Below are 20,873 nucleotides of genomic sequence, written 5' to 3' on the forward strand. Positions count from 1 at the left end.
TTAAGCCCCCAGAGCGCTTTGCCCACACACGCGCAACGCTTGCCCGGTGAACGCGCCGGTGCCCGGTTGCGCGAGCCAGGCCACGGCTTCGGCGACGTCTTGTGGCAAGCCGCCCTGGCCAAGCGAACTCATGCGCCGTCCGGCTTCGCGCAGGCTGAAGGGAATGTGCGCGGTCATTTGCGTTTCGATGAAGCCCGGCGCCACGGCGTTGATGCTGATACCGCGCTCGGTGAGCAGTGGCGCCCACGCTTGCGCCAGGCCAATGAGCCCGGCCTTGCTCGCCGCGTAATTGGTTTGCCCGCGATTGCCGGCGATGCCGCTGATGGACGCCAACAGGATCACCCGGCCGTTGTCGTGCAGGGTGCCGCTGTCGAGCAGGGCTTTGGTCAGCACTTGCGGCGCATTGAAGTTGACTGCCAGCACGGCGTCCCAGTATTCGGGGGTCATGTTGGCCAGGGTTTTGTCACGGGTGATGCCGGCGTTGTGCACCACGATGTCAAGGCCATCGGGCAACTGTTCGATCAACTGCGCGGCGGCGTCTTCGGCGCAGATGTCGAGGGTGATGCTGCGCCCACCGAGGCGCGCGGCGAGGGCATCGAGATCGGTTTTGGCCGGGGGCACGTCGAGCAGGATGACGTCGGCACCATCACGGGCCAGGGTTTCCGCGATGGCGGCACCAATGCCCCGCGCCGCGCCGGTGACCAGTGCCTTGCACCCGGCGAGCGGGCGTGTCCAGTCGGTGACTGGCGTCGAGCACGGATTCAAGCGAATGACCTGCCCGGACACGAACGCGCTTTTGGGTGAGAGGAAAAACCGCAGCGGGCCTTCCAGTTGCGCCTCGGCCCCTTCGCCGACGTAGATCAATTGCAGGGTGCCACCGCTGCGTAATTCCTTGGCCAGGGAACGGCTGAAACCCTCCAGGGCACGCTGCGCACTGGCGGCGAACGGGTCGCGCAAGGTTTGCGGATCGCGTCCGAGAATCACCAGGTGGGCACAGTGTTCGAGGTTCTTCATCAGCGGCTGGAAAAACTCGCGCAGTTGCTTGAGTTGATCGGTGTGCAGCAGGTCACTGGCATCGAACACCACTGCCTTGAGTTTCGGTCCATGGCCGGGAATCCAGGCCGTGGCCATCGAAGGTTCGGTGCCGTAGCTGTAGATCGCGTCGGTCAGGCGGTTGGCAAAGGCGCTGACGTGTTCGGCCAATGGCCCGCCGCCGATCAACAACGCACCTTCCACGGGCCGCAGTCGGCCTGCTTGCCAGCGCTCCAGTCTGGTCGGCACCGGCAACCCCAGGGCGCCGACCAGACGATGGCCGATGGATGAGTTGGCAAAGTCGATATAGCGGTCAGACATGGAACGCGCTCCGAAAGCTGGGGATCAAAGTGTGGACCACGAGCGGCGATCAGTCGTTCGATCCACGAGATAAGGCCTACGCTTGGTCATTGTAGGAGCTGCCGAAGGCTGCGATCTTTTGATCTTGATTCCAAAAAGCCAAGTCAACAGATCGCAGCCTTCGGCAGCTCCTACAGGGGGGGAGTTTCAAATTTGGCAATTTCATCAGGAGCTTTTCATGACCCAACTGCGCCGCGTCGCGATCATCGGCGGTAACCGGATTCCCTTCGCCCGCTCCAATGGCCCCTACGCCACGGCCAGTAACCAGGTGATGCTCACCGCCGCCCTCGAAGGCCTGATCGAACGTTACAACCTGCATGGCCTGCGCATCGGCGAAGTGGTCGCCGGGGCCGTGCTCAAGTTATCGCGGGACATGAACCTTGCACGCGAGTGCGTACTGGGTTCGCGACTGTCGCCCGCCACCCCGGCCTATGACATCCAGCAGGCTTGCGGCACCGGGCTGGAAGCGGCGTTGCTGGTGGCGAACAAGATTGCCCTGGGCCAGATCGACTGCGGCATTGCCGGTGGTGTGGACACCACCTCGGATGCGCCGATCAGCGTCAGCGAAGGGCTGCGCAAAATCCTCCTGCAAGCCAATCGCGCGAAAACCACCGGCGACAAACTGAAAACCTTCCTGCAATTGCGACCCAAACATCTGATCCCCGAGTTCCCGCGCAACGGCGAGCCGCGCACCGGGTTGTCCATGGGGCAGCATTGCGAGTTGATGGCCCAGACCTGGAACATCCCTCGCGAAGCCCAGGATCAATTGGCGCTTGAGAGCCATCAGAAGCTGGCCGCGTCCTACGCCGAAGGCTGGCACAACGACCTGATGACACCGTTCCTGGGCCTGACCCGCGACAACAATCTGCGCCCGGACTCCACGCTGGAAAAGCTCGTCGCGCTCAAGCCAGCCTATGAGAAAAGTGCCAGGGGCACCCTGACCGCGGGCAACTCCACGCCGCTGACTGATGGCGCGTCACTGGTGCTGCTGGGCAGCGAAGAATGGGCCAAGGCACGCGGGTTACCGATTCTTGCCTACTGGCGCGACGGCGAGGCGGCTGCAGTGGATTTCGTCAACGGTGCCGAAGGGTTGTTGATGGCGCCGGTCTACGCCGTGCCACGTTTGCTGGCGCGCAATGGCCTGAGCTTGCAGGATTTCGACTACTACGAAATCCACGAAGCCTTCGCAGCGCAAGTGCTGTGCACGTTGAAGGCCTGGGAAGATCCGCAATATTGCAAAACCCGTCTCGGCCTCGATGCGCCGTTGGGCTCGATTGACCGCCGCCGACTCAACGTCAAGGGCAGTTCACTGGCGGCGGGGCACCCGTTTGCCGCCACCGGCGGGCGCATCGTCGCCAACCTGGCGAAGTTGCTGGATGCGGCGGGCAAGGGGCGGGGATTGATTTCGATTTGTGCGGCGGGCGGGCAGGGCGTGACCGCAATCATCGAACGCTAGGCAAAAACAACTGTAGGAGCGAGCCTGCTCCGGGCGGCGTTCCGACGATGGCGGCATATCAGTCAACATGGATGTTGAAGCTGATGGCCTCATCGCGAGCAGGCTCGCTCCTACAGGGTTTAGTGGTGATTTTGCGAATCAGGTACGGAACCTGCGCACCAACCCGTCCAGCTCATTGGACAACCCGGCCAGGCTCTGGGAATCCAGGCGCGCCGAGTTGGCCAGTTCCGCCACCAACTGCGCATCGCCGTGGATCTGGCTGATGTGCCGGTTGATGTCTTCGGCCACCTGATGCTGTTGTTCCGCCGCCGTGGCGATCTGGGTGTTCATGTCGCGGATCACGTCCACCGACTCGCGGATCTGCCCGAAGCTGCTGCGCGCCTCACCGATGCGCGTCACCGATTGCTGGGACACTTCCAGGCTGGCGTGCATCTGCTGGGTCACCTGGCTGGTGCGTTTGGCCAGGTTGCCCAGCAGGCCGTCGATTTCCGCCGTGGAGTCGGCCGTGCGCTTGGCCAGGGCTCGCACTTCGTCAGCCACCACGGCAAAACCGCGACCTTGCTCACCGGCCCGGGCCGCTTCGATCGCGGCGTTCAGCGCCAGCAGGTTGGTCTGTTCAGCGATCGAGCGGATGGTCCCCAGGATCGACTGAATGTCGTTGCTGTCGCGTTCGAGCTGTTGCATCGACTGGGCCGACTGTTCGATTTCCTGGCTCAGGCGATCAACGCTGTTCACCGCCGCATCGATCTGCTGCTGACCTTCGCGCGCCTGGCGCTGGCCACTGTCGGCAGACTCCGCCGCCTGGCTGCAAGAGCGCGCGACTTCGTTGGCGGTGGCGACCATTTCGTGGAACGCCGTGGAGACCATGTCCACCGCTTCACGCTGGCGTCCGGCGGCTTCGGCCATGTCGCTGGAGACCTGGGTCGAGCTCTTCGATGTGTCGAGGATCTTGCCCGCTGCACCGCCGATGTTCTGGATCAGGTTGCGAATCGCGGTCAGGAACTGGTTGAACCAGTTGGCCAGTTGCGCGGTTTCATCGTTGCCACGGATTTGCAGGTTCTGGGTCAGGTCGCCTTCGCCCTGGGCGATGCCTTCAAGGCCACTGGCCACGCTGCGGATCGGGCGCACGATGAGGCTGGCAAAACTGGCGCCGACGATGGCGAAGATGACGGCCAGGACGGCGGCGATGATGGCGATCAACCAGGTCAACTGGGTCGCGGAACTCATCACATCGTCCTGTTTGATCAGGCCGATGAAGGTCCAGCCCAGTTGCTCCGATGGCCAGACGTTGGCCATGTAGTGCTCACCGTTGAGCTCCACTTCCACCAGGCCCTTGCCGGCCTTGGCCAGTTGCGCGTAGCCGTCGCCAAGGCTGTTCAGGGGTTTGAAGTTGTGTTCCGGTTGTTTCGGATCCACCAGGACCATGCCGGTGTTTTCCATCAGCATCAGGTAGCCGGTTTCACCGAGCTTGATCTGCTTGACGATTTCGGTGAGCTGCTTGAGCGTCACGTCGATGCTGACCACACCGCCGTTGGTGCCCAATTTGTTGTCGATGGTGCGCACGGTGCTGACGTAGGTCGCGTCGTCCTGGGCCCAGTAATAGGCCTCGGTGCGCAACGGTTTGCCCGGTTTGGCCTGGGCCGCCTTGTACCAGGGGCGCTGTCGCGGATCGTAATTGTTCAACTTCGGATCATCCGGCCACGACACGTAGCCGCCCGCCGCCGTGCCGAGGATGGCATAAGCGTAGGCCGGGTGGCTGTTGCCCAGGTCCTGAAGCAGGGCGAAGACTTTCTTGTCCGCCTCGCCCTGAGGGGCGCTCTCGGCGTTGGCAGCCATGTAAGTCTTGAGGCTGTCGTCGGAGTTTCGGATCAGCGGCTGCTTGGCCAGGTAATCGACGTTTTGGCTGATGCCGTCAAAGAACAATTGCATGGCGTTGCTGACCTGACGAATCTCGCGGGCACTGCCGTCGACGAATTCGTCCCTGGCATCACTGCGCAGGTTCAGCACAACGAGGGTGGCGACCAGCACCACGGGCAGGCAGGCGATGATTGCAAACGCCCAGGTCAACTTCTGTTTGATGTTCATCCGCGCTCCAGATTTTCTTGTAGGCCCACGCAGTGCAGATGACTCGCGGTTTATTGGCAGGCGTAAACGTTCTTGGTCAACCCGGGTCCTTGAGTGCGGCATCGCTATTATTGGGGGAGCGATTGTCGGACAAATCACTTTGTCACTAAGGACTTCGGCTGTTGTCGGAGGAAATTGAGGCTCGATGGGAAAAATCCTACGGAAGGTATGAACTGTGGTGTCAGTTTCTGTCGCAATTGCCCTCAATACCCTTGCACAACAAGTGACGCAGGCTCGGCTATGATCTGGAGCGACCCGTGGCGGTCGTCGGTTTTTCCTGATGAAATCGGCACATTGTGTGCTTCTGCAATGCTCATAAGTCGGCAACCCCTCCCCCCCGTGAGTGGATTGCCGTATAACGAATGACTTTCGCGTGTTTGGTAATAAAGGACCCACAATAAAAGCTGATGAAGACTCCAAAACGCATTGAACCCCTGATCGAGGACGGTCTGGTCGACGAGGTGCTGCGCCCACTCATGAGTGGTAAAGAAGCAGCTGTTTATGTGGTGCGCTGCGGCAACGAGTTGCGTTGCGCGAAGGTTTACAAGGAGGCGAATAAACGCAGTTTCCGTCAGGCGGCCGAGTATCAGGAAGGCCGCAAGGTGCGCAACAGCCGTCAGGCCCGGGCGATGGCCAAAGGCTCGAAGTTTGGCCGCAAAGAAACCGAAGACGCTTGGCAGAACGCCGAAGTGGCGGCGCTGTTCCGCCTGGCCAATGCCGGTGTGCGGGTGCCCAAGCCGTACGACTTCCTCGAAGGCGTGCTGCTGATGGAGTTGGTGGCCGACGAGTATGGTGATGCCGCGCCGCGTCTGAACGATGTGGTGCTGGAGCCGGACCAGGCCCGCGAGTATCACGCGTATCTGATTTCCCAGATCGTGCTGATGCTGTGTACCGGTCTGGTGCACGGCGACCTGTCCGAGTTCAACGTGTTGCTGACGCCGACCGGTCCGGTGATCATCGATCTGCCGCAAGCGGTGGATGCGGCGGGCAACAACCACGCGTTCAGCATGCTGGAGCGCGACGTGGGCAACATGGCGTCCTACTTCGGGCGGTTTGCTCCGGAGTTGAAGAAAACCAAGTACGCCAAGGAAATGTGGGCCTTGTACGAGGCCGGCACCTTGCACCCGGCCAGTGTCCTGACCGGCGAGTTCGCCGACACGGAAGAGCTGGCCGACGTGGGCGGAATCATGCGCGAGATCGAGGCCGCGCGCCTGGATGAAGAGCGCAAGCAAGCCGTACGCGCGGCGGACGATGCTCCGCCGGGCAAGACCGAAGAACCGCCTCCACCCTGGATGCAGTGATCGGATAAAAAACCGGCTTCGGCCGGTTTTTTTGTGCACAACACAAATCCAATGTGGGAGCGAGCCTGCTCGCGAAGACGTCGGTACATCCGACATCAAGGTGACAGATACACCGCTTTCGCGAGCAGGCTCGCTCCCACAGTGATCAGGCTTGAGTCGGGGTGACACAACACCCCGACTCCAGATTCTTCAGAATCGGGCAATCCGGCCGATGATCGCCCTGACAGTGCTCAACCAGGTCCTGCAAGGTGTCGCGCAACTGGCCGAGTTCACGGATCTTCTGGTTCAACTCATCGATGTGCTGGCGGGCCAACGCTTTCACATCGGCGCTGGCGCGCTGGCGGTCTTGCCAGAGGGTCAGCAACTTGCCGACTTCTTCCAGGGAAAACCCCAGGTCCCGCGAGCGCTTGATGAACGCCAACGTGTGCAGGTCGTCATCGCCGTATACCCGGTAGCCGCTGTCGGTGCGATGGGCTGCCTTGAGCAGGCCGATGGATTCGTAATAACGGATCATCTTTGCGCTCAGGCCGCTATGGCGGGCCGCTTGGCCGATGTTCATCGGTTGTCCTCCAGGTCCTTGGGTTTCCAGGTTTTCAACAGTAGCGCATTGCTCACCACGCTGACGCTCGACAATGCCATGGCCGCACCGGCCAGCACCGGGTTGAGGAGGCCGAATGCCGCCAATGGAATGCCGATCAGGTTATAGACGAACGCCCAGAACAGGTTCTGGCGAATCTTGGCGTAGGTCTTGCGGCTGATCTCCAATGCGGCCGGCACCATTCGCGGATCGCCGCGCATCAGGGTGATGCCGGCCGCGTGCATGGCGACGTCGGTGCCGCCCCCCATGGCGATGCCGATGTCGGCGGCGGCCAGTGCCGGGGCGTCGTTGATGCCGTCGCCGACCATCGCCACCACGCGGGTTTGTTTCAGTGCGGCGACCGTGGCGGCTTTGTCTGCCGGCAGCACTTCGGCATGCACATCGTGGATGCCCAGGGCCTCGGCCACTACGTTGGCGCTGCCGCGATTGTCGCCGGTCAGCAGGTGGCTGCTGATGTTTCGTGCGCTCAGTTGTTGCACTGCTTGCAGTGCGCCGGGCTTGAGAGTGTCACCGAAGGCGAACAGGCCCAGCACCTGTGATTCGGGGGATTGTTCGATCAGCCAGGACAAGGTCCGGCCTTCTTTTTCCCACGCGATCGCCGAGTCGGCCAATGGCCCGGCATTCAAGCCGCTGTCCTCCAGCAGGCGCCGATTGCCCAGCGCCAGGCGACGCCCTTCGAAGCTGCCGGCGATGCCACGGCCGGTCAGGGACCGGCTGTCGCTGACATCGGCCACTTTCAAGTGGCGTTCGGCACAGGCATCCAGAACAGCCTTGGCCAGCGGATGCTCACTGCCGCGTTGCAGGGCGCCGGCCAGTTGCAGCAGGCTCGCCTCATTCCCGTCGACGGCACTCAGATGAGCAATGCGCGGTGCGCCGGAGGTCAGGGTGCCGGTCTTGTCGAATACCACCGCGCTGACTTCATGGGCTCGCTCCAGTGCTTCGGCGTCCTTGATCAGAATCCCGTAGCGCGCCGCCACGCCGGTGCCGGCCATGATCGCCGTTGGCGTGGCCAGGCCCAGGGCGCACGGGCAGGCGATCACCAGCACCGCCACGGCATTGATCAGCGCGGTTTCCATTGGCGCGCCGTACAGCCACCAGCCGATCAGGGTCGCCAGGGCAATCAGCAGCACAGTGGGCACGAACACCTGGCTGACTTTATCCACGAGTTTCTGGATCGGCGCTTTTGCGGCCTGGGCGTCTTCCACCAGACGGATGATCCGCGCCAGCACGGTTTCTGCACCGAGGGCCTGGGTACGCACCAGCAACCGGCCTTCGCCATTGATCGCGCCACCGGTGACTTTGTCGCCGGGCTGCTTGGGCACCGGCAGGCTCTCGCCGCTGATCAGCGCTTCGTCGGCATGGCTCTGGCCTTCAACCACTACGCCGTCCACCGGGAAACGTTCGCCGGGTTTGACCATCACCAAGTCATCGAGGCGCAGGGCGCTGATGGCGACGTCTTGCTCGTGGCCATCGATCACCCGAATCGCCCGTTCCGGGCGCAAGGCTTCGAGGGCACGGATGGCGCTGGCGGTCTGGCGCTTGGCGCGGCTTTCCAGGTACTTGCCCAGCAGCACCAGGGCGATCACCACCGCCGAGGCTTCGAAATACAGGTGCGGCATGCGCCCGGCGGCGGTGGCCCATTCGTACAGGCTCAAGCCATACCCGGCGCTGGTGCCCAGGGCCACCAGCAGGTCCATGTTGCCGGCCCCGGCGCGCACGGCTTTCCACGCGGCGACGTAAAACCGTGCACCGAAGATGAATTGCACCGGCGTGGCCAAGGCGAACTGCGCCCAGGCCGGGAGCATCCAGTGCACGCCGAAGGGCTGTAGCAGCATTGGCAATACCAGCGGCAAGGCGAGGGCGATGGCGATGATCAAGGCCAGGCGTTCGCGATGCAGGCGTTGTTGCTGATTGTCGGTTGGCGGGTGTTCGGCTTCCCAGACGCTGGCGCTGTAGCCAGCCTTGGTCACTGCGGCGATCAAGGATTGCGGATCGATCTGGCCGAGCAGTTCAAGGTGGGCGCGTTCGTTGGCCAGGTTGACGCTGACGCTTTTCACTCCGGCAACCTTGCCCAGCGCACGCTCGACCCGACCGACGCAGGACGCACAGGTCATACCGTCGATGCTCAGTTCCAGGCTGTGCTGCGGCACGCTGTAGCCGGCCTTGACCACGGCATCCATCAAGGCCGGCAAGCTGTCGCTGGGTGCCTGCACCCGCGCCTGTTCAGTGGCAAGGTTGACGCTGACGGCACTGGCGCCAATGACTTTGCTCAAGGCGCGCTCGACACGCCCGGCGCAACTGGCGCAGGTCATGCCGGCAATCGGCAGGTCGAACGTGGTGGATTCGGACATCGGTCGCACTCCCTGTAGTAGATGACCACAGGATCAACCTTGCCATGCTGGCAAGGTCAAGTGCCATGTTTCAGATCAAGTCGCCGATCAATAACCGAGACCGGCCCGTTTCAGGTACATCCCTTCCTGCGTCATCGCGATCCGGTACTTGAGCACATCCCCGGCCTTGAGCTGGATGTCCTGCGACCCCGGCGCGAGCATGCCCGGATTGCAACCCGGGACCTGGCCCGGCAGCAGTTTGAGGCGCAGTGAGACGATGCCCGGCGGCAGGTTGAACGAGGTGCTCTGCTCCTGAAACAGCCGCGCCGCCAATTGATCCTGGATGTACACACCGATTTCGCAACTGGTCGCGACTTCCAGGCGCTCGCGGGAAATGATCAGCACGCCATAATCCTGACCGGCAGCGTTGACCGAGGGCACGGTGGCGAAAAGGCTGAGAAAGCCAAACAGGCTGAAAGCTGACCAGCGCATGGCTGAATCTCCTGAGTTCGAGTCATTGATGGACGCAGCTTGGCCGAGCGCTGCGCCGATTGCCAGCCCGGCAGCCAGCTTCAGAACTTGACCTTGCCACGGTGGCAAGCTCGAAACTCGGTTCAAACCTCGGAAAAGGAGTCATCCCATGCAAGTGTTCAACGTTGAAGGCATGTCTTGTGGTCACTGCGTCAAGGCCATCACGCAGGCGGTCCAGGCCAAAGACCCGGCGGCCAGTGTGCGGGTCGATCTGGCGGCCAGGGAAGTCGGAGTCGAAAGTGCGCTGACCGCCGAGCAAGTGATCGCGGCGATCAGCGAAGAGGGTTACGGCGTCAAACTGGCCTGAATTTGATAGTTAGCGAGCTACTGGAATGTTCAAGGCGTCCATGCACGGCTAGACTGTCGGGCTGCCGACTTCTGCCCCACTGGATGCCTGATGAACTTGCGTACCATTCTGATTCTCGGCGCCTTGAGCGCTTTCGGTCCGCTGGCGATCGACTTCTATCTGCCAGCCTTCCCGGCCATGGCTCTGGCTTTCGGGACGGACGAAAATCACGTTCAGATGACGTTGGCGGCGTACTTCCTCGGCTTGTCCATCGGTCAGTTGGCCTATGGTCCGGTGGCGGATCGTTTCGGGCGACGCATTCCGTTGCTCACCGGTGTCGGCCTGTTCACCGTTGCCTCCGTGGCGTGCGCCTATGCGCCGAATCTGGAATGGCTGATCGGCGCGCGTTTCATCCAGGCGTTGGGCGGCTGCGCGGGGATGGTGATTTCCCGGGCGGTGGTCAGCGACAAGTGTGATGCGGTGGGTTCGGCGAAAGTCTTTTCGCAGTTGATGCTGGTGATGGGGCTTGCTCCCATCCTCGCGCCATTGCTGGGTGGGTTGTTGGTCAACACCACAGGGTGGCAGTCGATCTTCCTGGCCTTGACCGGTTTCAGTGCGCTGGCGGGGCTGGCGGTTGCGACGGGATTGCCGGAAAGCTTGCCGGCCCACATACCGCGTCAACCGCTGTCGGGTGCGCTGCGTCAGTACGGGCGGTTGCTGGCCGACCCGGTGTTCCTCGGCCATGCCTTGACCGGCGGTATCGCCATCGCCGGGATGTTTGCCTACATCGCCGGTTCACCCTTCATCATCATCAAGCTCTACGGCGTTCCGGCCGAGCATTTTGGCTGGCTGTTCGGCACCAATGCGGCGGGCTTCATTCTGGTGGCACAGGTTAATGCGCGGTTGCTGGCCAAGCGTGGTCCGGCCTTCTTGCTGGTGCGTGCGGTGTGGGTATATCTGGCGGCCGGTTTGACCCTGCTCGCTGTCAGCTCTCTGCACCCGGCACACCTGTGGCCGCTGCTGATTCCATTGTTCATCTGTATCGCCAGCCTCGGTTGCATCAGTCCCAACGCCGCGGCCTGTGCGATGAGCGGGCAGGGTGGGCGGGCCGGCAGTGCATCGGCGCTGCTCGGTTGCCTGCAATTCAGCGTGGCTGCCGGTGCCTCTGCGCTGGTGGGCGTGCTGCACGACGGCAGCGCCGTGCCGATGGCCATGGTCATCAGCCTGTGTGGAATTCTGGTGGTGAGTGCGGCGTTGCTCACCCGGCGTTTGCAAAATGCCCGGGCGCTGGCGCAAGCCCAGGTTTGAGGCCGGAATCAGCCGGCTGCGCGCTGCGGGTGGAAGACGGGAATGGGGTGAGGGGCCTGGATGCGGGCTTCAAGGGTTCGCGTGAAAGCGCGAGCTTCTGCTTCGCTGCGGAACGTCACAGCATGTTGGTCCAAGCGAACTTGCCACTGGGACTTTGCCAGTTCTTTTATCAGGATCTTCATAGCCGAACTCCTCTTGTAAAAGATGTCTCGTAAAGATGTCTCGTAAAAGACGTTACGCAAAAGACTGCCTCGCAGGAGTTTCGATTGTAGTCCCGAATTCGAGCACCATTGTGACAAGGATCAACTGTCGGACTGACGGTTTGTAACTAAAAAAACATGACTTTGCGAGGGCGCCCGCAGGGATTGTCGGCGGCCGGAACTACCCGGTCGCCGAAGGTAAACACGAAATCAGCGATGGTTCTTTTCAGCGCCTCAGAACCCTTCCAGCACGATCTTGCCCTTGGCCTTGCCGCTCTCCAGCAGGGCATGGGCACGGCGCAAATTGGCCGCATTGATCGTGCCGAAGTGTTCGCCCACCGTGGTTTTCAGGGTCCCGGCATCGATCAGCCAAGCGACGCGATTGAGCAGGTTGTGCTGCTCGATCATGTCCGGGGTTTCAAACAGCGAACGGGTGTACATGAACTCCCAGTGAAGAGACAGGCTCTTGCGCTTGAGCTTGGTCACGTCCAGCACCTTGGGGTCATCGATCAGCGCCAGCTTGCCCTGGGGCGCCAATGCCTCGACCAGTTGGTCCAGGTGCTGGTCGGTCTGGGTCAGGCTGGCGACGTGGGTGACCTGATCCACGCCGGCACGCTTGAGTGCTTCGCAGAGTGGCTGGCTGTGGTCGATCACCAGATCGGCACCCAGTTCCTTCACCCAGCTTTGGGTCTGCGCACGCGAAGCGCTGCCGATGACTTTCAGGGCCGTCAGTTGGTGAGCGAGCTGCGTAAGCATCGAGCCCACGCCACCCGCCGCGCCGACGATCAACAGGCTCTGGCCTTCATCGGTTTTGCCTTCGCGTATTTGCAGGCGTTCGAACAGCAGTTCCCACGCCGTGATCGCGGTGAGCGGCAGGGCAGCGGCTTCGGCGAATCCCAGGGTCTTTGGCATGTGGCCGACGATGCGCTCGTCCACCACATGCAACTCGCTGTTGCCGCCCGCACGCGCGATGGAGCCGGCGTAAAACACCTTGTCGCCGGCCTGGAACAGCGTCACCTCACTGCCCACCGCCTTGACCACACCGGCCACATCCCAACCCAGCACCTTGGCCGCGCCACCTTCGGGCTGGACGTTCTGGCGCACCTTGGTGTCCACCGGGTTGACCGAGATGGCTTTGACTTCCACCAGCAAATCGCGGGGGCCGGCGACCGGTTCCGGTAGTTCGATGTCTTGCAGAGCCTTGTCGTCACTGATCGGCAACGAGGCGTAGTAGGCAATGGCTTTCATGAGCGGCTCCGGAACACTGATAAAGAAGAGATTCGATGGGGGAAATGATTGGCTATTTCTCCTGAAGATAAAACCGGCTAAAAGAGCAGTCTCTTTCAATATTTTTTTGATAATCGGTGCTCTGATGCTGCGTTTCGATGACTTGCAGTTGTTTGTCCGGGCGGCGGACCTGGGCAGTCTGTCCGCCGCCGCGCGAGGCATGGACATGTCGGCGGCGGTGGCCAGTGCGGCGCTCAAACGCATCGAACAACAGCTCGGCGCCCGCTTGTTGGCCCGTTCGACCCGCAGCCTGCGCCTGACCGTCGAAGGCGAGGGCTTTCTCGAATACGCCCGCGCGGCCCTGAGCAATCTCGACGAGGGCCGGCGATTGCTGGCCAGTGGTCAAGACCAGGTCAGCGGAGTTCTGCAACTGTCGGCACCATCGGACTTTGGCCGCCATCTGCTGCTGCCCTGGCTCGATGAGTTTCAACGCGAACATCCGAAACTGACCGTGCGCCTGCTGCTGGGGGATCGCATCGCCGACCTGTTTCGCCAACCGGTAGACATTGCCCTGCGCTACGGTGAACCGGAGGACTCCAGCCTGGTGGCGCTGCCCATCGCCCCGCAGAACCGCCGGGTGTTGTGCGCCGCTCCCGGCTATCTGGCCCGTCATGGCGAGCCGCGGCATCTTGAGCAACTGGCACAGCACAATTGCCTGTTGTACATGCTCGGCAGCCGGGTCCACGACCACTGGAGTTTTCACGACGGCAAACGCGAAGTCAGCCTGACCGTCAGCGGCGATCGTTTCAGTGACGATGCCGATGTCGTGCGCCTTTGGGCCGTGGCGGGCGCCGGGATCGCGTACAAGTCCTGGCTGGATGTCGCCGCCGATGTACTGGCCGGTCGCTTGAAGGTGCTGATGCCGGAGCTGCTCTGTGAACGCGCACCGCTGAATCTGTTGTGCGCCCATCGCGCGCAATTGAGTAAGCCGGTGAATCTCTTGCGTGAAATGCTTGTCAGCCGATGTGAACTTTTGAGCAGTCAATTTCCGGGTTTTTCGGATATCGATCATTAGTCGCACGAAAAAAGAGAAATTTCTCTCAGGAACGATCACCACCTATGCCGGGCGGAGGACAGGATCCCGCGACCAACCCGCATATACTAGCGCCCTCATCATGTAGGTAGCGTCGATCCCCCAATGGCGGACCAACGTTCGAGTCGGTCCGGCTGACGGTCATCCTTCTGGCCTTCGCAGCGTCGGCCAGGCAGCGCAAATGGGTGAGCAAGGCGTCGCCGGGTTTATGACAGTCTCCACGGATTGGCCGACGACACATTACTGCTCAAGATGTTTCCGGGCAGTAAACGAAACGATTCAACAGGGAGTGAATACATGGAACATGCACCTTGCATCAGCCAGATCGCCACATTGCTGGCTGACCCAAAGCGCAGCGCAATGATGTGGGCCTTGATGGACGGTTCGGCGCGAACAACCGAAGAGTTGGCATTGCTGGCCGGCCTGTCACCGTCTTCGGCCAGCGCACACCTGGGACGTTTGTCCGCTGGAGGTCTGTTGAGGGTTGAAAGCCGCGGCCGCAAACGCTTCTTCCGCCTGGCCGCGCCCGAGGTCGGGGCGGCAATCGAGGCACTGGCCAGCGCGACCTTCGCCAGCGCACCCCAGGATATTGCGCAGGTATTCAAACGCAATGCGCCTCTCGTCAAACCCCAGGCGGTGCGTTCGTCATTGCTGAGTGCCCGACTGTGCGACGATCACTTGGGGGGCACCCTGTCGGCCGATCTGTATCAGCGACTGCTGGAGGCAGGCTGGATCGAACAGTTTGATCAGCGGGTCACGGTCACGCTCAAGGGCGCGACGGGGTTGGCGGCACGGGGAGTGTTCATCCAGGCGCTGGCCCATCACCACGGCAGGGTTGCCTGCGCATGCCCTGACTGGAGCGAAAGACGCCCGCACATGGGCGGCTCGCTGGGCGCGGCATTGTTGCAGCTGTTCATGCAGTCGGGGTGGCTGAGCCTGCCCAACGATTCCCGAGCCTTGCAGGTGACGGCTTCCGGGCAACGCGAAATTCATCGCTTCGCCCAGGAAGCCGAACTGGAAATGGCGCTTTAAACCTTACCCCAATCTGTAGGAGCTGGCTTGCCAGCGAAGCCGTTGCCACATTCAACATTTTTGGTGAATGGGAGGGCGCTTTCGCTGGCAAGCCAGCTCCTACAGTTGGATTTGCGGTGCTGCCTAGGGTTTCACCAATCGCGCATCGAGGCTGTTCTGCGCCAGGCGTTTGGCCTGATCCTGAGTCATGCCCAGGTGGGTGTGCAGCGCATGGAAGTTCTCGGTGACATAACCACCGAAGTACGCCGGGTCATCGGAGTTCACGGTCACTTTCACGCCGCGCTCCAGCATGTCGAGAATGTTGTGCTGTGACATGTGATCGAACACGCAAAGCTTGGTGTTCGACAACGGGCATACGGTCAGCGGGATCTGCTCGTCGATGATTCGCTGCATCAGGCGCTCGTCTTCGATGGCGCGCACGCCATGGTCGATGCGCTGGATTTTCAGCAGGTCGATGGCTTCCCAGATGTACTCGGGCGGGCCTTCTTCACCGGCGTGGGCGACGGTCAGGAAGCCTTCGTGACGGGCGCGGTCGAACACGCGCTGGAACTTGCTCGGCGGGTGGCCCATCTCGGAGCTGTCCAGGCCCACGGCGACGAACGCTTCGCGGAACGGCAGCGCCTGGTCGAGGGTTTTCTGCGCTTGGTCTTCGCTCAGGTGGCGCAGGAAACTCAGGATCAAACCACTGGTGATACCCAGTTGCTGCTCGCCATCCTTCAGCGCGGCGGCGATGCCGTTGAGTACCACTTCGAAAGGGATGCCACGGTCGGTGTGGGTCTGCGGATCGAAGAACGGTTCAGTGTGAATCACGTTCTGTTCTTTGCAGCGCAGCAGGTATGCCCAGGTCAGGTCATAGAAGTCCTGGGACGTGCGCAGCACATCGGCACCCCGGTAATACAGGTCAAGGAACTCCTGCAGGTTGTTGAAGGCATACGCCTTGCGCAAGGTTTCGACGTCGTTCCATGGCAGGGCAATCTTGTTGCGCTCGGCCAGGGCGAACAACAGTTCGGGTTCCAGCGAGCCTTCCAGGTGCAGGTGCAATTCTGCCTTGGGCAGGGCGTTCAGCCAGTCATACATGATTCTTTTCTCATCAGGTGCAATGGTCGCCATTCTACAGAGGGTTGCCGCAACAATTGGTAAAACCTGACCAGGCGGTTCATCACACCGCTTCCGGTTCCCGTCGATAAGCGTAGGTATCGGCGAAGCGCGAGAGCAGGAACTCGGCACAGGTGGTGGCCGGGTATTTCGCCGGGTGCTGTTCATCCCGACAACCGGGCAGGCATTCGATGCGGGTATCCGGGTGCGGCTCGGCGAAGAACGGCATCGAATAACGATCCACGCCGAGCGGGCTGATCACCCGGTGCGGCGTCGACAGATAGCGGTCGTTGCTCCAGCGCGCCATCATGTCTCCGAGGTTGACCACGAACGTACCTTCGATGGGCGGTGCGTCGATCCACTCACCCTTGACGCTGCGTACCTGCAAGCCTGCGGCGGCATCCTGATAAAGCAGGGTGATGCAACCGTAGTCGGTGTGGGTGCCGGCTCCTTGCTGCTCGGCGGAGCTGGCAGTGTGGCGCGGCGGGTAATGAATCATCCGCAGCACGCTGACCGGATCATTGAAGCGTGTGTCGAAGAAATCGCGCTCAATCCCCAGCGCCAGGGTCATCGCCCGCAACAGCGTTTGTGCGAGGGCTTGCATGTCGACGTAGTGTCGCTCCATCAGCGCTTCCCAGCCGGGCATGGACGGATGGCGATTGGGACCGCGCAAGGGTTTTTCCGCCAGTACGTCAGGGTGCTCGGCCGGCAGGTGCAGGCCCATGTCGAAGGTTTCCTTGAGGTCGCCGGGTTTACTCGGGTCGAGCTGCTCAGTGGCGATGGCGCCGTAGCCGCGATGGTGACGGGTCTGGGTGATGTCGATCTTGAGTTTTTCGGCGGTGGGTTGGGCGAAGAAGCGTTTGGCACTGTCGAGCAGTTGATCGATTCGCGCAGCGCTGATCGGGTGGCCCTTGATGTAGAAGAAACCCCATTCGCGGCAGGCGAGGTCGATTTGTCCGGCCACGGCTGACCAGGCGGATGGGTCGTCGCTGTAGAGCGGGGTGATGTCGATGATCGGAAGGCTGGTCATACGCAATCCTTGAACGCGATGAAGATCACATGTGGGAGCGAGCCTGCTCGCGAATGCGGTGGGTCAGCCAGCATCAATGTTGAGTGTACAGACGCCTTCGCGAGCAGGCTCGCTCCCACAGGGTTTTGTGTTCTGGCTGAAGAATTACTTCGGCATCTCGGCCTTCATGCCTTCCACGTAGTAATTCATCGAAGCCAGTTGCGCCGTGGTCGCGCTCGCGCCCGCGGGGATTTTCTCGACCCCGGCCTGATCCTTGATCGGCCCGGTGAACAGTTGCAACGCACCGCTCTTGATATCGGCGATGAGCTGCTCGGCTTCGCTCTTCACCGTCGCCGGCACCAGGTCGCTGATCGGCAGCTCAACGGTGCCTTCTTTCAAACCGCCCCAGTAGTCCCGGGATTTCCAGTCATGGTCGATCACGCTTTGGGTTGCCTGAATGTAGTGCGGGCCCCAGTCGTTGACGATGGAGGTCAGCACCGCTTTCGGTCCGAAGTGCGCCATGTCCGAAGCGTAGCCCACGGCATACACGCCGCGACGTTCGGCGGCCTGGATCGGCGCGGGGCTGTCGGTGTGCTGGAACACCACGTCCACGCCCTGGTCGATCAGCGCGTTGGCGGCATCCGCTTCCTTGCCCGGATCGAACCATGAGTTGACCCACACCACCTTGATCTCGGTGCCGGGGTTGTACTTGTTCAATGCCAGCTGGATGGCGTTGATGTCGCGGATCACTTCCGGGATCGGGAACGAGGCGACGTAGCCGACTTTTTTGGTCTTGGTCATCTTCGCCGCGAGGAAGCCGCCGACGTAGCGGCCCTCGTAAGTGCGCGCCAGGTAAGTGCCGAGGTTGTTGCCCTGCTTGTAGCCGGTGGCGTGTTCGAAGGTCACCATGGGAAACTGTTTGGCGACTTTCACGGTCGGGTTCATGTAGCCGAAAGAGGTGGTGAAGATCAGGTCGTATTTGTCCTTGGCCATGTTGCGGATCACTCGCTCGGCGTCGGCGCCTTCGGCGACGTTTTCCACGTAGTTGGTGGTGATCTGCGCACCGAATTTTTCTGCGAGTTCCTTGCGCCCCTGTTCATGCTGATACGTCCAGCCGTGGTCACCGATCGGACCTATATAGACGAAGCCGACTTTCAGCGGTTCGTTGGCACTGACGGTCAGACCGGCGCTCAGACCGATGGCCGCCGCAACGGCGCAAAGCAGCTTCTTCAACGGGCGGTTGTGCATGAATTGGAACTCCATTTTGTTGTGAGGTTGGCTGGGCTCTCGGGCTTGCACAGGGCAATGCAAATTGCTGACCAATAAGACAACAAAACGTGAATCCGCGGTGATGCCATCGCGAGCTGGCTCGCGATGGGTCTTTGAAGTCCGATAAAAGTGCATGTCCTTGCACGGCTGCCATCCACTGGTGCATCAATCCAGAAGGCGATGACCCTCCACAAAACCAATGTGGGAGCGAGCTTGCTCGCGATAGCGGTGTGTCATTCACAAAATATGTCGACTGACATGCCGCCATCGCGAGCAAGCTCGCTCCCACAGTTTTGATCTGGGTGTATCAGACCCCTGCAATCAACTGCCGCGCGGCCTGGCTGTGATCGGCAATCAACCCCTTCAGATCCAGCCCTTCGACCTGCCCGTCAATCACCCGCCACTTGCCGCCGATCATCACCCGGTCCGCGCGATCGGCGCCGCACAGCAGCAGTGCCGAGACCGGATCATGGCTGCCGGAGAAGCGCAGTTCATCCAGCTTGAACAGGGCCAGGTCGGCCTGCTTGCCCACGGCCAGTTCACCGATATCGGTACGCCCCAACAGACTGGCCGAACCTTTGGTCGCCCAGCCGAGCACGCGCTCAGGGGTGATCTTCTCGGCGCCGTAGCGCAAGCGCTGGATGTACAGGGCCTGACGCGCTTCGAGCATCATGTTCGAGGCATCGTTGGATGCCGAGCCGTCCACGCCCAAACCCAGCAAGGCACCGGCATCGGTCAGCTCGATGCTCGGGCAGATGCCCGAGGCCAGGCGCATGTTCGAACTCGGGCAATGGCAAATACCGGTGCCGGCGCCACCGAGACGGGCGATTTCATCCGGGTTGAAATGGATGCCATGGGCCAGCCAGGTACGCGGGCCGAGCCAGCCTACGCTGTCCAGATAATCCACGGTGCGCAGGCCGAAGCGTTGCAGGCAGAAGTCTTCTTCGTCGAGGGTTTCCGCCAGGTGGGTGTGCAGGCGCACGTCGAGTTTGTTCGCCAGTTCGGCGCTGGCCGACATGATTTCCGGCGTCACCGAGAACGGTGAGCACGGAGCCAGGGCGATCTGGATTTGCGCGCCGTCACCGCGTTCGTGGTACTCGGCGATCAGCCGCTGGCTATCGGCGAGAATCACTTCACCTTCCTGCACGGTCTGTTGCGGCGGCAGGCCACCGTCCTTTTCTCCGAGGCTCATGGAACCACGGGTGAGCATGGCGCGCATGCCCAGTTCGCGGACGCTCTCGACTTGCACGTCGATCGCGTTTTCCAGGCCTTCCGGGAACAGGTAGTGATGGTCGGCGGCGGTGGTGCAACCGGACAGCAGCAATTCGGCCAGGGCGACCTTGGTGGCGAGGGCGAGTTTTTCCGGAGTCAGACGTGCCCAGACCGGGTACAGGGTTTTCAGCCATGGAAACAGAGGCTGATTGACCACCGGCGCCCAGGCGCGGGTCAGGGTTTGATAGAAGTGGTGATGGGTGTTGATCAGGCCCGGCAGGATCACATGCTCGCGGGCATCGAACACTTCGTTGCACGGTGCGGACGGTTGTTGACCGGCGCCGAGCACTTCGACGATCAAACCGTCTTGCAGCACCAGACCGCCACGGGCATCGAGACCGTTGGCCGTGAAAATGGCGAGGGGATTTTTTAACCAGGTACGGATCGCAGCCATGTTGGCCGGCTCCTCTGAAAGTTGGGTTCAGGGTTGCCAGCTCAGTGTTGCCCTGTCTGCTGATCCAGGGTCGCCGGGGAGGCGAGGTGCGAAGTGTCGATCAAAACGCCGTTATGGGCAAGCCCGGCCCGACAGGCAGGTGCAAAACCCTCTGTAGGAGCGAGCTTGCTCGCGATGGTGTGTCAGTCGACGTTGATATAGCTGATACACCATCGCTGGCAAGCCAGCTCCTACAGTGGGCGGCGGTGATTACCAGGGAATGGTTTCGCCCCGGTAATTGATGAAATGATGCCCGCCCTTGCCGACATACGCATTCACCTGATCGACCAGGCCACGGGTGCTGGTTTCCACGTCGATGTCCGCGTCTTCACCGCCCATATCGGTTTTCACCCAGCCCGGGTGCAGTGACAGCACGGTGAGCCCTGTTTCACCCAATTGAGTGACGAAGCTGTTGGTCATGGAATTCAGTGCCGCCTTACTGGCCTTGTACAGTGCCAGTTCCGGCGCATCGGGCATGGTCACGCTGCCCAGCACTGAGCTCATGAATGCCAGCACGCCGGTGTCCGGGCGGATCTGGTCGACAAAGCGCTGGGCCAGGTTGATCGGCGCCACGGCGTTGGTGAAGAACAGTTGACCGACTTCGGCCATTGTCGCGCCACCGTTCGGTGTCTGGACTTCCGGCCCCTTGACCCCGGCATTGACGAACAACAGGTCAAACACATCCCCCTTGAGTTGTTGGCTCAGGGCGGACACCGCCTGTTGATCGTCCATGTCGAGCTTTTCGATCCGCACATTGCCCAGGGCCTGCAAGGCTTCGGCTTTTTGCGGATCGCGCACGGTGGCGGTGACTTGCCAGCCGTCGGCCAGCAGGGTTTTCGCCAGCCCGAGGCCAAGCCCCCGGGAGGCGCCGATGATGAGTGCGGTTTTTGCCTTGGACATGATTGGCTTCCTTGAAA

Annotated in this window: 18 protein-coding genes and 1 pseudogene; 6 read left to right on the plus strand and 13 right to left on the minus strand. The window is 61.6% G+C overall.

Annotated features, from left to right (window positions below; translation table 11 throughout):
- Entirely contained in the window at positions 1-1,353 is a 1,353-nt protein-coding gene (locus tag C8K63_RS29195; RefSeq protein ID WP_108219852.1) for a 3-oxoacyl-ACP reductase, read from the minus strand.
- Between the two features lie 217 nt (positions 1,354-1,570).
- Between C8K63_RS29195 and C8K63_RS29205 the strand changes: the two genes are divergently transcribed.
- The gene (locus C8K63_RS29205; RefSeq protein ID WP_108219853.1) at positions 1,571-2,848 is read left to right on the plus strand and encodes an acetyl-CoA C-acetyltransferase; all 1,278 of its coding nucleotides are present in this window, start codon (positions 1,571-1,573) and stop codon (positions 2,846-2,848) included.
- Positions 2,849-2,986: 138 nt separating this feature from the next.
- Here C8K63_RS29205 and C8K63_RS31325 read toward each other — a convergent pair whose 3' ends face one another.
- Together C8K63_RS31325 and C8K63_RS31330 are read right to left on the minus strand one after the other, a co-directional pair.
- Positions 2,987-3,754 (minus strand): methyl-accepting chemotaxis protein, encoded by a 768-nt coding sequence (locus C8K63_RS31325; RefSeq protein WP_371920820.1) that lies wholly within the window; start codon positions 3,752-3,754, stop codon positions 2,987-2,989.
- 90 nt (positions 3,755-3,844) lie between these two features.
- Positions 3,845-5,035, minus strand: a pseudogene (locus C8K63_RS31330) (cache domain-containing protein); the annotation flags it as partial.
- 344 nt (positions 5,036-5,379) lie between these two features.
- Here C8K63_RS31330 and C8K63_RS29215 point away from each other — a divergent pair.
- Positions 5,380-6,273 (plus strand): PA4780 family RIO1-like protein kinase, encoded by an 894-nt coding sequence (locus tag C8K63_RS29215; RefSeq protein ID WP_108219855.1) that lies wholly within the window; start codon positions 5,380-5,382, stop codon positions 6,271-6,273.
- Positions 6,274-6,418: 145 nt separating this feature from the next.
- Here C8K63_RS29215 and cueR read toward each other — a convergent pair whose 3' ends face one another.
- From cueR to C8K63_RS29230, 3 genes are all read right to left on the minus strand, one after another.
- On the minus strand, positions 6,419-6,832 hold the full coding sequence (gene cueR / locus C8K63_RS29220) for a Cu(I)-responsive transcriptional regulator (RefSeq protein ID WP_108219856.1): 414 nt from the start codon (positions 6,830-6,832) through the stop codon (positions 6,419-6,421).
- Positions 6,829-9,222, minus strand: coding sequence for a heavy metal translocating P-type ATPase (locus tag C8K63_RS29225; RefSeq protein ID WP_108219857.1), 2,394 nt, complete (start codon positions 9,220-9,222; stop codon positions 6,829-6,831). Before C8K63_RS29225 ends, cueR begins: the two co-directional genes overlap by 4 nt.
- Positions 9,223-9,309: 87 nt before the next feature.
- A complete protein-coding gene (locus C8K63_RS29230) occupies positions 9,310-9,693 on the minus strand; it encodes a hypothetical protein (protein WP_108219858.1) in 384 nt (127 codons plus the stop codon).
- Positions 9,694-9,841: 148 nt separating this feature from the next.
- On the opposite strand from C8K63_RS29230, the gene C8K63_RS29235 reads away from it, so the two are divergent.
- Positions 9,842-10,039: a heavy-metal-associated domain-containing protein gene (locus tag C8K63_RS29235; RefSeq protein WP_108219859.1), complete on the plus strand. Its 198-nt coding sequence runs from the start codon at positions 9,842-9,844 to the stop codon at positions 10,037-10,039.
- A gap of 90 nt (positions 10,040-10,129) precedes the next feature.
- Positions 10,130-11,326: a multidrug effflux MFS transporter gene (locus tag C8K63_RS29240; RefSeq protein ID WP_108219860.1), complete on the plus strand. Its 1,197-nt coding sequence runs from the start codon at positions 10,130-10,132 to the stop codon at positions 11,324-11,326.
- An 8-nt stretch (positions 11,327-11,334) separates the two neighbouring features.
- Here the strand turns inward: C8K63_RS29240 and C8K63_RS30565 are convergent, their stop codons facing one another.
- Together C8K63_RS30565 and C8K63_RS29245 are read right to left on the minus strand one after the other, a co-directional pair.
- A complete protein-coding gene (locus C8K63_RS30565; protein ID WP_177413263.1) occupies positions 11,335-11,508 on the minus strand; it encodes a hypothetical protein in 174 nt (57 codons plus the stop codon).
- 252 nt (positions 11,509-11,760) lie between these two features.
- Positions 11,761-12,774 (minus strand): zinc-binding alcohol dehydrogenase family protein, encoded by a 1,014-nt coding sequence (locus tag C8K63_RS29245; protein ID WP_108219861.1) that lies wholly within the window; start codon positions 12,772-12,774, stop codon positions 11,761-11,763.
- 124 nt (positions 12,775-12,898) lie between these two features.
- Between C8K63_RS29245 and C8K63_RS29250 the strand changes: the two genes are divergently transcribed.
- Both C8K63_RS29250 and C8K63_RS29255 read left to right on the plus strand, forming a co-directional pair.
- On the plus strand, positions 12,899-13,828 hold the full coding sequence (locus tag C8K63_RS29250; protein WP_108219862.1) for a LysR family transcriptional regulator: 930 nt from the start codon (positions 12,899-12,901) through the stop codon (positions 13,826-13,828).
- Between the two features lie 315 nt (positions 13,829-14,143).
- A complete protein-coding gene (locus C8K63_RS29255) occupies positions 14,144-14,878 on the plus strand; it encodes a helix-turn-helix transcriptional regulator (RefSeq protein WP_108219863.1) in 735 nt (244 codons plus the stop codon).
- 123 nt (positions 14,879-15,001) lie between these two features.
- Here the strand turns inward: C8K63_RS29255 and C8K63_RS29260 are convergent, their stop codons facing one another.
- The 5 genes from C8K63_RS29260 to C8K63_RS29285 form a co-directional block, all read right to left on the minus strand.
- Entirely contained in the window at positions 15,002-15,955 is a 954-nt protein-coding gene (locus C8K63_RS29260) for an adenosine deaminase (protein ID WP_108219864.1), read from the minus strand.
- Between the two features lie 82 nt (positions 15,956-16,037).
- Complete coding sequence (locus tag C8K63_RS29265; RefSeq protein ID WP_108219865.1) at positions 16,038-17,003, minus strand: isopenicillin N synthase family oxygenase; 966 nt, start codon at positions 17,001-17,003, stop codon at positions 16,038-16,040.
- A 144-nt stretch (positions 17,004-17,147) separates the two neighbouring features.
- Entirely contained in the window at positions 17,148-18,230 is a 1,083-nt protein-coding gene (locus C8K63_RS29270) for a BMP family ABC transporter substrate-binding protein (RefSeq protein WP_108219866.1), read from the minus strand.
- A 328-nt stretch (positions 18,231-18,558) separates the two neighbouring features.
- Positions 18,559-19,917: an 8-oxoguanine deaminase gene (locus tag C8K63_RS29280; protein ID WP_108219867.1), complete on the minus strand. Its 1,359-nt coding sequence runs from the start codon at positions 19,915-19,917 to the stop codon at positions 18,559-18,561.
- Positions 19,918-20,166: 249 nt separating this feature from the next.
- Positions 20,167-20,856 (minus strand): SDR family oxidoreductase, encoded by a 690-nt coding sequence (locus C8K63_RS29285; RefSeq protein WP_108219868.1) that lies wholly within the window; start codon positions 20,854-20,856, stop codon positions 20,167-20,169.
- Positions 20,857-20,873 lie beyond the last annotated feature (17 nt).

Origin of the sequence: Pseudomonas sp. GV085, assembly GCF_003050925.1 — a bacterium.
Classification (GTDB): Bacteria; Pseudomonadota; Gammaproteobacteria; order Pseudomonadales; family Pseudomonadaceae; genus Aquipseudomonas.